Annotated in this window: 9 protein-coding genes; all 9 read left to right on the top strand. The window is 62.1% G+C overall.

What is annotated here, in order from left to right:
- The first annotated feature begins 20 nt into the window (after positions 1-20).
- The 9 genes from C2L64_RS26940 to C2L64_RS26900 all read left to right on the top strand — a co-directional run bounded on the left by C2L64_RS26940 (position 21) and on the right by C2L64_RS26900 (position 12,751).
- On the top strand, positions 21-566 hold the full coding sequence (locus C2L64_RS26940) for a DUF5943 domain-containing protein (RefSeq protein ID WP_007744913.1): 546 nt from the start codon (positions 21-23) through the stop codon (positions 564-566).
- A gap of 81 nt (positions 567-647) precedes the next feature.
- Complete coding sequence (locus C2L64_RS26935; RefSeq protein WP_007744911.1) at positions 648-2,711, top strand: NADH:flavin oxidoreductase; 2,064 nt, start codon at positions 648-650, stop codon at positions 2,709-2,711.
- Positions 2,712-2,713: 2 nt separating this feature from the next.
- Positions 2,714-4,633, top strand: coding sequence for a (Fe-S)-binding protein (locus C2L64_RS26930; RefSeq protein WP_009770264.1), 1,920 nt, complete (start codon positions 2,714-2,716; stop codon positions 4,631-4,633).
- A gap of 3 nt (positions 4,634-4,636) precedes the next feature.
- The gene (locus C2L64_RS26925) at positions 4,637-5,815 is read left to right on the top strand and encodes an electron transfer flavoprotein subunit alpha/FixB family protein (protein WP_009770263.1); all 1,179 of its coding nucleotides are present in this window, start codon (positions 4,637-4,639) and stop codon (positions 5,813-5,815) included.
- Entirely contained in the window at positions 5,812-6,591 is a 780-nt protein-coding gene (locus C2L64_RS26920) for a drug:proton antiporter (protein ID WP_009770262.1), read from the top strand. The genes C2L64_RS26925 and C2L64_RS26920 overlap by 4 nt, the downstream gene beginning before the upstream one ends.
- Positions 6,592-6,632: 41 nt before the next feature.
- Positions 6,633-7,913 carry an aromatic ring-hydroxylating oxygenase subunit alpha gene (locus C2L64_RS26915; RefSeq protein ID WP_007744900.1) on the top strand — a complete coding sequence of 427 codons (1,281 nt, stop codon included), beginning with the start codon at positions 6,633-6,635 and terminating at the stop codon, positions 7,911-7,913.
- 52 nt (positions 7,914-7,965) lie between these two features.
- Positions 7,966-9,120: a hybrid-cluster NAD(P)-dependent oxidoreductase gene (locus C2L64_RS26910; RefSeq protein WP_009770261.1), complete on the top strand. Its 1,155-nt coding sequence runs from the start codon at positions 7,966-7,968 to the stop codon at positions 9,118-9,120.
- 969 nt (positions 9,121-10,089) lie between these two features.
- Positions 10,090-10,959 (top strand): glycine betaine ABC transporter substrate-binding protein, encoded by an 870-nt coding sequence (locus tag C2L64_RS26905; RefSeq protein WP_009770260.1) that lies wholly within the window; start codon positions 10,090-10,092, stop codon positions 10,957-10,959.
- 136 nt (positions 10,960-11,095) lie between these two features.
- Complete coding sequence (locus C2L64_RS26900; RefSeq protein WP_009770259.1) at positions 11,096-12,751, top strand: APC family permease; 1,656 nt, start codon at positions 11,096-11,098, stop codon at positions 12,749-12,751.
- Positions 12,752-12,778: the final 27 nt, after the last annotated feature.

Here is a 12,778-nt window from a genome sequence, read left to right as displayed (position 1 = left end):
AGAGAACAAGGAAACCTGCAATGCAACCGCAACTGCCCATCGACGTCGATCCGAACACGGGTGTCTGGACCACCGACGCGCTGCCGATGCTCTACGTGCCGCGTCACTTCTTCACGAACAATCACGCTGCCGTAGAAGAAGCGCTCGGCGTCGAAGCGTATGCCGAGATTCTCTACAAGGCCGGCTACAAGTCCGCGTACTACTGGTGCGACAAGGAAGCGAAGCAGCACGGCATCAGCGGCATGGCCGTGTTCGAGCATTACCTGAACCGCCTGTCGCAACGTGGCTGGGGTCTGTTCAAGATCATCGAAGCCGACCCGGCGACGGCGCACGCGAAGATCGAACTGCGCTATTCGTCGTTCGTGCTGCAGCAGCCGGAGAAGAGCGGCAAGCTCTGCTACATGTTCGCCGGCTGGTTCGCAGGCGCGATGGACTGGGTCAACGACACGGCCGAAGGCGGCAAGAAGGCGCCGCGCAGTCAGTCGAAGGAAGCGCAGTGCGCGGGCGAGCATCACGACCACAAGCACGACCACTGCGTATTTGAAGTATCCCCGCTTGCCGCATGACAGAAGTACAGACACGCAGCGGCTCGCTGGCTGCGTGACTGAAACAAGAGACTGAATCGAACCCGCTCGAGGTCGCCCGCAATGCGTTACCCCAATCTGTTCAAACCCTTGACGCTCAATCAGCTGACGCTGCGCAACCGCATTGTCAGCACCGCGCATGCCGAGGTGTATGCCGAACCGGGCGGTCTGCCCGGTGACCGCTATATCCGCTATTACGAGGAAAAGGCCAAGGGCGGTGTGGGCCTCGCCGTGTGCGGCGGGTCGAGCCCGGTGTCGATCGACAGTCCGCAAGGCTGGTGGAAGTCCGTCAACCTGTCGACGGACAAGATCATCGACCCGCTGTCGCGTCTCGCTGAAGCGATGCATCGCCACGGCGCGAAGATCATGATTCAGGCGACGCACATGGGCCGCCGCTCCGCGTTTCATGGCGAGCACTGGCCGCACCTGATGTCACCTTCCGGCGTGCGCGAGCCCGTGCACCGCGGCAACGCGAAGATCATCGAAGTGGAAGAAATCCGCCGCATCATCAGCGACTTCGCGGCGGCTGCGAAGCGCGTGAAGGACGCGGGCATGGACGGCATCGAAATTTCGGCCGCACACCAGCATCTGATCGATCAGTTCTGGAGCCCGCGCACGAACTTCCGTACCGACGAATGGGGTGGCTCGCTCGAAAACCGTCTGCGTTTCGGCGTAGAGGTGTTGCAGGCGGTGCGCGAAGCAGTCGGCAAGGACTTCTGCGTCGGCCTGCGCATGTGCGGCGACGAATTCCATGAAGACGGCCTCGATCACGAGCAGTTGAAGGAAATCGCGCAAGCGATGTCGGAAAGCGGTTTGATCGATTACGTCGGCGTGATCGGCTCGGGCGCGGACACGCACAACACGCTCGCCAACTGCATGCCGCCGATGGCGCTGCCGCCCGAGCCGTTCGTGCATCTCGCGGCGGGCATCAAGTCGGTCGTGAAGCTGCCCGTGATGCACGCGCAAAGCATCCGCGATGCGGGCCAGGCGGAGCGTCTGCTCGCGAGCGGCATGGTCGATCTGGTCGGCATGACGCGCGCGCAGATCGCCGATCCGCACATGGTCATCAAGATCCGCGATGGCCGCGAGGACGAGATCAAGCAGTGCGTCGGCGCGAACTACTGTATCGATCGCCAGTACAACGGTCTCGATGTGCTGTGCGTGCAGAACGCGGCGACCTCGCGCGAAGCGACGATGCCGCATGTGATCGAGAAAACGCGTGGACCGCGCCGCAAGGTGGTCGTGGTCGGCGCGGGTCCGGCGGGACTGGAAGCGGCGCGCGTTGCGCGTTCGCGCGGTCACGATGTCGTGCTCTTCGAGAAGAGCGATGCTGTGGGCGGGCAGATCATGCTGGCCGCGAAAGCGCCGCAACGCGAGCAGATGGCGGGCATCGTGCGCTGGTTCGACATGGAAACGAAGCGTCTCGGTGTCGACCGGCGTCTGGGCGTCGAAGCCGACGAGAAGATGATTCTCGCCGAGAAACCCGACATCATCGTGCTCGCCACGGGCGGCACGAGCTTCACGCAGCAAGTGCCTGCATGGGGCGTCGAAGAAGGTCTCGCGGTGAGTTCCTGGGACATTCTGTCGGGCAAGGTCGAGCCGAAGCAGAACGTGCTCGTCTATGACGGCGTGAGCACGCATGCAGGCGCGGGCGTGGCCGACTTTATTTCGAGCCGCGGCTCGAAGGTCGAGATCGTCACGCCGGACGTGAAAGTGGCCGACGACGTTGGCGGCACCACGTTCCCGATTTTCTATCGGCGTCTCTACGCGCAAGGCGTGATCCACACGCCGAACTACTGGCTCGACCGTGTATACGAGGAGGACGGCAGGAAGATCGCCGTGATCCGCAACGAGTACACGGAAGAACAGGAAGAGCGCGTCGTCGATCAGGTCATCATCGAAAACGGCAGCACGCCAAACGACGCGCTGTACTGGAAGCTCAAGTCCGAATCGGTGAATCGCGGGCAGGTGGACGTGCACAAGCTCTTCGCAGCGGAACCGCAACCGTCGCTTTCGGAAGAACTCGGCAATGGACGCTTCCTGCTGTTCCGTGTCGGCGACTGCATCTCGATGCATAACATCCACGGCGCGATCTACGACGCGCTGCGTCTCTGCAAGGACTTCTGATGATGAGCCCGGCGTTTCTCATCACCGCGTTGTTGTGGGTCTCGGTCGCCGGCCTTGCGTTCGCGGTCGCAAAACGGGCGGCTTACTGGCGTCTCGGACGGGCAACGGCAGCCGGCGCATTCGGCTGGACCAACCTGCTGACCATTCCGAAGCGCTATTTCGTCGATCTGCATCATGTCGTCGCGCGTGATCCGTACATCGCGAAGACGCACGTCGCGACGGCGGGGGGCGCCATCGCGGCTTTCGCGCTGGTCTTCATCAACTATGGTCTTGCGATCTATTCGCCATGGCTCGACCGGCTGATCTTTCTGGCTGCGCTGATCATGCTGGTGGGCGCCGTGTTCGTATGGCGTCGGCGTCACGCGAAGGACGTGCCCGCGCGTCTGTCGCGCGGTCCGTGGAATACGCTGCCCTGGCTGCTCGGCTCGTTCTCGCTCGGTCTGCTGCTGTACACGCTGTTGCCAGCGTCGGCGATGTCGGGCGGACTCGCGATTATCTTCGCGCTGCTGATTGGGGCAGGCGCGTTCGCGATGACGTTCGGCGCGGCGCGTGGTGGTCCGATGAAGCACGCGTTGGCCGGTCTCTTGCATCTCGCGTTTCATCCGCGTCAGGAGCGTTTCGCGGCGCAAGGCGACGTGCGTCGTGAAGCGGTTGTTCCGCCGACTGCGCTCAAGGCGCCCGTGCTCGAACAGAACGAATACGGCGTCGGCAAGCCCGTCGAGTTTCGCTGGAACCAGTTGCTGAGCTTCGATGCATGCGTGCAGTGCGGCAAGTGCGAAGCGGCGTGTCCCGCGTTTGCGGCAGGCCAGCCGCTGAATCCGAAGAAGCTGATTCAGGATCTCGTGACAGGCATGGTCGGCGGCACGGATGCAGCGTATGCGGGCAGCCCGACGCCTGGCATCAAGGTGGGCCAGCATGGCGGCGAGCCGCAGCGTCCCATCATCTCGAGCCTGATCGAAGCCGATACGGTGTGGTCGTGCACGACGTGCCGCGCTTGCGTGCACGAATGCCCGATGCTGATCGAGCACGTGGACGCGATCGTCGACATGCGCCGCAACCAGACGCTCGTGCACGGCACGGTGCCGGGCAAGGGCCCCGAAGTACTCGCGAATCTGCGCGAGACGGGCACGATGGGCGGCTATGACAAGGCGGCGCGCTACGACTGGTCGGTCGATCTGAGTTCACCCGTTGCGCAGCCGGGCAAGGCTGTCGATGTGCTGCTCGTTGCCGGTGAAGGCGCGTTCGACATGCGCTATCAGCGCACGTTGCGCTCGCTCGTCAAGGTGCTGAACAAGGCGGGCGTCAACTACGCAGTGCTGGGCGGCGAAGAAACGGATACGGGCGACGTCGCGCGCCGTCTCGGTGACGAAGCCACGTTCCAGCGCATGGCGAAGCAGATGATGGGCACGCTCGCGACGCTCGATTTCAAGCGCATCGTCACCGCTGATCCGCACGTGATGCACAGCCTGCGCAACGAATATCGCGCGCTCGGCGGCCGTTATGAAGTGCTGCATCACACGACGTTCCTCGCGGAGCTCGTCGCGAGCGGCAAGCTGTCGCCGAAAGCCATCGCTGCGTACAACGACAAAACGATCACGTATCACGATCCCTGCTATCTCGGCCGCTACAACGGCGAAACGGAAGCGCCGCGCCAGTTGCTGAAGACGATCGGCATCAAGGTCGTCGAGATGGAGCGGCATGGCAAGCGTGGCCGTTGCTGCGGCGGTGGCGGCGGCGCGCCGCTGACGGATATCCCCGGCAAGCAGCGCATTCCCGATATTCGCATCGCCGATGCCCGTTCGATCGGCGCAGACGTGGTCGCGGTAGGTTGCCCGAACTGCACGGCGATGCTCGAAGGCGTGGTCGGTCCGCGTCCCGAGGTGCTCGATGTGGCTGAACTCGTTGCGGCCGCGCTGGAGTGAACGATGAATACGACTATCAAACGTATCGATCCGCGCCGGCCCTTCGTCATCACGGCGGCAGGACTGAAGCGCATCACGCTCGGCGCGGAGCATATCGCGGGTGCATCGAATGAGCACGCGTTGCATGCTGGCGCGCATGGCCACGCCGCTGTCAAGACGCTGCGTACGTCGCAAGTGTCGCAACGCACGCTGCTCGTCGTTGCGCACAGCGACCGTGGCGGTCTCGACGATCATGCGCGTCAGGCGTTGGCGGCTGCCACGCTGATCGCGGACGCGGCGACGCAAGTCGCGCTGCTGGTACTCGGCGAGCTGAAGGATGACGCCGCCGCGCTCGGCGCGGACAAGGTGATCGAACTGTCGTCGTTCGACCGCCGCACGTTCGCGCCTGAACGCGAAGTGCAAGCCGTGGCGGCATGCGTCGCGCAACTCGCGCCCGTGCATGTCTTCATGCCCGATAACGCGACGGGCGACGGCGATCTCGGCCGCCGCTATGCGGCGCTCGCAGGCGCAAGCATCGCGACGCATGTGGTGCAGATCGACGCGAAGCAGGTGTCGACGTATGCGCAGGCGAAAAAGGCCTACGCGACGCGCGCATTGCCCGACGTGATTTTGCTTGCTGCAGGCGCAGTCGATACGCGGCTGCCGTTTATCGGCGCAGGCGAGCGGCTCGAACTCACGGCATTCGCTCAAACGAACGACGCGTCGAACGGCGCATACCGTGATCTGGGCATCGAGGAAATCGACGCCGCGCAGGTCGCGCTGGAAGAAGCGGACTTCATCGTGTCGGCGGGTAACGGTGTGACGGATGTTGCCGCGTTCGAAAAGCTCGCGAGCACGTTCGGCGCGGCAATCGGCGCGAGCCGCGTTGCCGTCGACAACGGCATGTTCACGCGCGACAAGCAGATCGGCGCGACGGGCAAGACCGTCGAGGCGAGCGTCTACATCGCGTTCGGCATTTCGGGCGCGGTGCAGCACTTGCAAGGCATCAAGGATTGCCGTCATGTGATCGCGGTGAATCTCGACGGCAGCGCGCCCATCGTCAAGCGCGCGAACCTGACGATCATCGGCGATACGCAGGCGACCATCGCGTCGCTGATCGACGAGATCGACCGGGCACGCTCGGGCCGTGGCGCTGGCGCTGCGCCCGTTGTGAAACACATCGCCGAAGGAGTCGCGGCATGAACGGCAAGCTCGAAAAAATCGCGGTGCTCGTGTCGGTCGGCAAGCATCCTGTCAGCGGCGTCGCGCGCTATAGCCGCAACGATGCCGCGGCACTCGAAATCGGCCGCCAGCTGTCGAGCCAGCACGCCGCGCGACTCGACGTGCTGCATGCGGGCGATCCGGGTAATCCCGCACTCGAAGAGTACCTGGCGCTCGGCGCTGAGCGCGTCGAAGTGCTGACCTGCGCAGACAACGGAGACGCCGTGGGCCTGCTCGCGGCCCGGCTCAAGGGCTATGACCTCGTGCTGACGGGCACCTGTGCCGAAGGCGCGTTCGACAGCGGCATGCTGCCTTACCGGCTCGCGGACGCGCTGCAGGTCCCGCTCGTCGGCACGGCCGTCGACGTGACGATTGCAGGCGGGCGCGCGACGGTGCGGCAATTCTTGCCGAAGGGCGTGCGCCGTCGCGTCGAGGTCGCGCTGCCCGCCGTCGTCGCCGTGCATCCGCTCGCCACCGTGACGCCGCGCTATGCGTACGCGCGACTGCGCGCCGGCTCGATCGCGCCGCAGCGCGTGGAGGCGGGCGCCGACGCGGAAGCGGCGCAATGGACGCTCGCGCCCGTCACGCGCAAGCCGGTCCGGCTGGCCGCTGCCGAGAAGCGCACGGGCCATGCCCGCATGCTGTCCGCGACCACCACGGAAAGCCGGGGCGGCAGCGTCGTAATTGAAGGGACTTCGGTCGAAAAAGCACAAGTGATACTCGATTATTTGCGCGAGCATCAACTCATCGAATACTGATTTTGCGCCGCACCCACACGGCCTCGGAACCCGGAGCACACATGAAAGTATCGGCAGACATTCGCACGCTGGTGGACCGGCGCAAGAAGGGTTACAGCCTCGAAGCACCGTTTTATCTGAGCGAAGAAATCTTCTCGCTCGATATGGACGCGATTTTCCGTCAACACTGGATTCAGGTCGCCGTCGAGCCGGACATTCCCGAGCCGGGCGATTACGTGACCGTCGAATTGGGCAACGATTCGATCCTGATCGTGCGCGACGACGACATGCAGGTGCGCGCATTCCACAACGTTTGCCGTCACCGCGGCGCGCGCCTGTGCAACGAGGACAAGGGTTCAGTCGGCAATATCGTGTGCCCGTATCACAGCTGGACGTACAACCTGTCGGGCGAGCTGATGTTCGCCGAGCACATGGGCGAGAAGTTCGACCGCTGCAAGCACAGCCTGAAGAGCGTGCATGTCGAGAACCTGGCCGGTCTGATTTTCGTGTGCCTCGCGGAAAAGCCGCCCGTCGATTTCGCCGTGATGCGCGCAGCAATGGAGCCGTATCTGCTGCCGCACGATCTGCCGAGCTGCAAGATTGCTGCGCAGATCGACATCATCGAGAAAGGCAACTGGAAGCTCACGATGGAGAACAACCGCGAGTGCTACCACTGCGTCGCGAACCATCCCGAGCTGACCATTTCACTCTACGAGTACGGCTTCGGCTATCAGCGTTCGCCCGCGAACGCGGAAGGCATGGATGCGTTCGAGCGCACCTGCATCGAGCGCGAGAAGCAGTGGGAAGAGATGGGTCTGCCTTCTGTTGAAATCGATCAGCTGTCGGACGTGACGGGTTTTCGCACGCAGCGTCTGCCGCTCGATCGCAGTGGCGAATCGCAGACGCTCGACGCGAAGGTCGCATCGAAGAAGTTGCTCGGCGAATTCGAGCAGGCCGACCTGGGCGGGCTGTCGTTCTGGACGCAGCCGAATTCGTGGCATCACTTTATGAGCGATCACATCGTGACGTTCTCGGTGATTCCGCTGTCGGCGGGCGAAACGCTGGTGCGTACGAAATGGCTCGTGCACAAGGATGCGCAGGAAGGCGTCGATTACGACGTGAGCAACCTGACGGCCGTGTGGAACGCGACCAACGACCAGGACCGTACGCTCGTCGAGTATTCGCAGCGCGGCGCGTCGAGCAGCGCGTACGAGCCGGGTCCGTATTCGCCGTACACGGAAGGGCTCGTCGAGAAGTTCAGCGACTGGTATGTGCAGCGCCTTGCGGCGCATGTCGAGAGCCCGGTGGCGGAGCAACGCACGATCAACATCAAGGCCGTTTAAGGCCGGCTGCAGATAAAACCAACCGGATGCCTGGCGGCAAGTGGAGCAAGCAATGATGCGCGATGCAGCAACCTTCGGACCCGTCGAAAGCCGCGTGACGAAGCCCGAATTCTGGAGCGCGTTGCCCGCGCGCTGGACGAGCGATGTCGAGGAAACGCTGGTCTGCTGCCAGGTTCGTCAGGAAACGCACGACGTGAAGAGTTTTTTCTTCCGTTCGCCGGAAGGCCGTGCGTTTGTGTTCGAGCCGGGGCAGTTCATCACGTTGGAGCTGGAGATCGACGGCGAGACGATCAACCGCTGCTATACGATTTCATCGTCGCCGACGCGGCCGCATACGATTTCGATCACGGTGAAGCGGGTGCCTGGCGGCAAGGTGTCGAACTGGCTGCACGATAACCTGCAGGCGGGTGCGCGCGTGCGGGTGCTGGGGCCGGCGGGTGAGTTTACGTGTGCGCGGCATCCGGCGCGGAAGTATCTGTTTTTGTCGGCGGGGTCTGGCATTACGCCGTTGATGTCGATGAGTCGCGCGCATCATGAGTTGAGTGAGGATCGCGATATCGTGTTTGTGCATAGCGCTCGCACGCCGGACGATATTATTTTCTCGCGGGAGCTTGATCTGATTGCTTCTAATCAGGTTAATTTCAGGACTTCGTTTGTTTGTGAGCGGGTTGGGAGTCGTACTAACTGGCCAGGTGTTACTGGATTTTTGACGCTGCCGATGCTGAAGCTGATTGCTCCGGATTTTATGGAGCGGGAGATCTTTACTTGCGGTCCTGCGCCTTATATGCAGGCGGTTCGCAATCTGCTCGATGAGGCGGGGTTTGATCGCAAGCAGTATCACGAAGAGAGCTTTTCTTTCGAGACGCTGATTGAGAATGAGCCTGAAGTTGCGGCTGAAGTGCTTGAGGCGGAAGAGAAGGCTAATGGTGCTGCAAATGGCACGCAAATGTTCTCGGTGAGCTTTTCACGCAGTAACCGGTCGATTGAATGTGGTTCGTCGCAACATGTGCTGGATGCGGCCCGGCATGCCGGAGTGCGGTTGGCTGCTTCCTGTACACAAGGGATGTGTGGCACCTGCAAGGTGAAGCTTGTTTCCGGGCAGGTGGAGATGAAGCATAACGGTGGGATTCGGCAGCGGGAGATCGATCAGGGGATGGTGTTGTTGTGTTGTAGTAAGCCTTTGAGTGATCTCGTGGTTGATAAGTGAGTTTTTTTTGTCTGCGACGGCTGATTGGTTTGCTTGAGTTTGAGCTGGCATCCGCGCTTTGCCTTCGTGCTTCAAGCGTCGCCCCTGTGCGGGGCGGCACCTACTTTTCTTTGCCGCCGCAAAGAAAAGTAGGCAAAAGAAAGCGGCTAACACCGCCAGTTCTTGTGTTTGCCTGAGGGCCCCCAACCGGTCCCACGCTTCACACGGCAGTGCCCTGGTTGGTGCTCGTTGCCAGCGCTTCGAATGAACGCCTCACCCGCTTCAGATACCCGTACTCGGGCAAGCGGCAGCGGATGGTATGTGCCGCCCAGGTGGCAAACTGTGTGTAGGTTGTCGCGTCGTATAGGGTAGCGCTCTTACAGGGTGGAACGTATGCGCTATCGGTCCGAAGTGAGGCGTGCGAGGCACTAGGGCCTACACACAGTTTGCCACCTGGGCGGCCGTGGAATATCTGGCACGGCATGGTGCAGCGCGGGTGCGTGAAGCGGGTGAGGCGCACCGCAAGAACGTTGGCAACGAACATGGGTCACGTGATTGCCGTGTGAAGCGTAAGACCGGTTGGGGGCCCTCAGGCAAACACAAGAACTGGCGGTGTTAGCCGCTTTCTTTTGCCTACTTTTCTTTGCGGCGGCAAAGAAAAGTAGGTGCCGCCCCGCACAGGGGCGACGCATGAAGCACGAAGGCAAAACGCGGATGCCGGCGCAAAGGCCAAAACACCGAACGACGACGCACGAAGCACGAAGGCAAAACGCGGATGCCAGCGCAAAGGCAAGAACAGGTTCAACGCATGCGCAGGTAAGTCATCACGCGGAAGCTAGCGAAAAGCAAAGCGGACCACCCAGCGTCGCAGACAACCAAAAAAACCACGTCGCATACAGACAAGTAAACGTCGCAAACCCGACCACCTAATGCATTCTGGTTAGCGATTCTAAAGCCACACCGCGGCAAGCGGCCACAAGGAGATCGACCATGAAGCACCTTAAAAAACTGATGTTATGCGGGGCGCTACTCGCCGCAATGAGCGCAATCGGCACGGGCACCGCGGCAGCGGACACCAAACCGACGATCAAAATCGGCTACGTCGAAGGCTGGGACGACAGCGTCGCTACATCGAACGTCGCTGCACAGATCATCGAAAAACGCCTCGGCTACCCAGTGCAACTCGTGCCCGTAGCGGCAGGCATCATGTGGCAGGGCGTGGCGCGCGGCGACCTGGACGCGACACTCTCGGCGTGGCTGCCCGTCACGCACGGCGCGTACTGGGATCAGTTCAAGGGCAAGGTGCAAGACCTGGGACCCAACTTCAACGACGCCAAGATCGGCCTGATCGTGCCCGCCGACGTGCCGGAAAAGACCATCGCCGATCTGCAGGCGCATAAGGCTGACTTCGGTGGACGCATCGTCGGCATCGACGCCGGCGCAGGCGTGATGAAGAAAACCTCGGATGCAATCAAGGCCTACAACCTCGACTATCAACTGATGCCGAGTTCGGGCAGCGCAATGACCGCAGAACTCGCGCGCTCGATGAATGCCAATAAACCTGTGATCGTCACAGGCTGGATACCGCACTGGATGTTTGCCAAGTGGAAGCTGAAGTTCCTCGAAGACCCGAAGAAGGTGTACGGCGAATCCGAGCACGTGGATAGCGTCATCAATCCGGGCCTCGATACGAAGGCACCGCAAGTAGTCGCGTTTCTGAAGAAATTTCAATGGAAGCCGGGCGAAATCGACAGCGTCATGCTGGCGACGGAGAACGGCGCCAAGCCTGCCGACGCAGCCGGAACGTGGATCGCCGCACACGGCGACCGCGTGAACAGCTGGGTAGGCGGAGCACAATAACCGTCCTTCCCTAACGCGTTCTGACGAGCGTTTTGTGATGCTGCAGATGCGCTGCGCGCGCATCTGCAGCATCGATGTATCCGGTTGTTCGTGTTCCAGCCAGCGCGCAGGCTCTTTCTAACGATGGAGACTCTGGATGGATCAGGCAAGACTGCGTACCCGCAGTATCGAAGGCGCTACCGACGGCGCCGCACAAGAAGGTCACTCGCTGCAACGCGGCCTGACCTGGAAAGACGCATTCTGGGTGACGAGCGGCGTGCCCGGCGGCGTGCTGTTTACGATCGGCGGCGTGTCCGCAACGATCGGTCAACCCGCGTGGGCCATATGGGTCGCGGCGATCCTGATGGGCCTGATTCAAAGCGCGACTTACGCTGAAATTTCAGGGCTTTTCCCGCACAAGTCAGGCGGCGCGTCCGTATACGGCGCAATGGCCTGGGTGCGCTATAGCAAGACCATCGCGCCCGTTTCCGTGTGGTGCAACTGGCTCGCCTGGTCGCCGATGCTCGCGTTGGGCACGGGCCTTGCCGCCAATTACGCGCTATCCAGTCTCTATGCACCCGATGCCGCGATCAACACGTGGCGTCTGACACTGCTCGACCTTAGCTTCATCAAGCAGGGGCTTTCACTACGCATCAACGCGACGTTCATCATCGCGTCGATCTTTCTGCTGATTACATTCAAACTGCAGCATAGCGGCGCATCGAAAGCCGCGAAGACGCAGCGCATACTCGGCATTGCTTCGCTTGCGCCCTTGCTGATCGTCGGTATCGTGCCGTTCGTGACGGGCGACGTGCCCGCCGTGCATCTGTGGCCGCTGCTGCCGCTCGGACACGATGCGCAAGGCAGCGTGACGGCTTCGACGTTCGGCTCGTGGAATGGCGCGGGCATCACGATGGCGTTCGGCGCGATGTTCATGGCGGGCTGGGCCGCGTACGGCTTCGAGACGGCCGTCTGCTATACGCGCGAGTTCCGCGATCCGCGCAGCGATACGGTAAAAGCAATCTTCTGGTCGGGCATGGCGTGCCTGGTCGTGATGACGCTGGTGCCGCTCGCGTTTCAGGGTGTGTTGGGCACGAAGGGCATGCTCGATCCGAAGATCGCCGACGGCACGGGCGTGGCTGCCGCGATGGCGCATATGGTCGGCGGCGGCGCGCTGATGTTCGACGTGGTCGTCATCATGCTGATGCTGACCATTCTGCTGATCGTGATGACCTCGATGATGGGCTCGTCGCGCACGCTGTATCAGGCATCCGTCGATGGCTGGCTGCCGAAGTATCTGTCGCACGTCAACGAGCACGGCGCGCCGACGCGCGCAATGTGGACCGACCTTGGCTTCAATCTGATCCTGCTGCTGATGTCGGACTACATGACAGTGCTGTCGATCTCGAACGTCTGCTACATGATCTTCGTGTTCCTCAATCTGCAATCGGGCTGGATTCACCGGCTGGATCGCGCGGATGCGGACCGGCCGTTCCGTTGTCCGGCGTGGCTGCTCGCCGCGGGCGCGCTGTGCGGCTATCTGGATCTCGCGTTCATTGGCGCGGGCGCGGACATGCAGGGCGTGGGAACGATGCGCAACGGCCTGATCGCGATGCTGCTGATCGTGCCCGTGTTCATGTTCCGCCACTACGTACAGGATCGCGGGCGTTTCCCGGCACGCATGCAGCAGGACATGGAGTGGAAAGGCGGTTTGCGGCCTGCCGGTCTGCGCGGTTTGTTGCCGTATGGCGCGTTGCTGCTAGCTGTGTTCGTTGTGTGGTTCTCGCACCATCTGGCGAAGCCGTTCCTTTGATCGCCTTTAAGTGATGCCGCCGCCGCG

It is taken from the genome of Paraburkholderia hospita, from assembly GCF_002902965.1.
Taxonomy (GTDB): domain Bacteria; phylum Pseudomonadota; class Gammaproteobacteria; order Burkholderiales; family Burkholderiaceae; genus Paraburkholderia; species Paraburkholderia hospita.
This window is presented reverse-complemented; position numbering and strand designations above follow the sequence as displayed.

Excerpts from the sequence above, each read along its gene's own strand:
- C2L64_RS26940 (WP_007744913.1), top strand. The coding sequence starts at position 21 with ATGCAACCGCAACTGCCCATCGACGTCGATCCGAACACGGGTGTCTGG.
- C2L64_RS26935 (WP_007744911.1), top strand. The coding sequence starts at position 648 with ATGCGTTACCCCAATCTGTTCAAACCCTTGACGCTCAATCAGCTGACG.
- C2L64_RS26930 (WP_009770264.1), top strand. The coding sequence starts at position 2,714 with ATGAGCCCGGCGTTTCTCATCACCGCGTTGTTGTGGGTCTCGGTCGCC.
- C2L64_RS26925 (WP_009770263.1), top strand. The coding sequence starts at position 4,637 with ATGAATACGACTATCAAACGTATCGATCCGCGCCGGCCCTTCGTCATC.
- C2L64_RS26920 (WP_009770262.1), top strand. The coding sequence starts at position 5,812 with ATGAACGGCAAGCTCGAAAAAATCGCGGTGCTCGTGTCGGTCGGCAAG.
- C2L64_RS26915 (WP_007744900.1), top strand. The coding sequence starts at position 6,633 with ATGAAAGTATCGGCAGACATTCGCACGCTGGTGGACCGGCGCAAGAAG.
- C2L64_RS26910 (WP_009770261.1), top strand. The coding sequence starts at position 7,966 with ATGATGCGCGATGCAGCAACCTTCGGACCCGTCGAAAGCCGCGTGACG.
- C2L64_RS26905 (WP_009770260.1), top strand. The coding sequence starts at position 10,090 with ATGAAGCACCTTAAAAAACTGATGTTATGCGGGGCGCTACTCGCCGCA.
- C2L64_RS26900 (WP_009770259.1), top strand. The coding sequence starts at position 11,096 with ATGGATCAGGCAAGACTGCGTACCCGCAGTATCGAAGGCGCTACCGAC.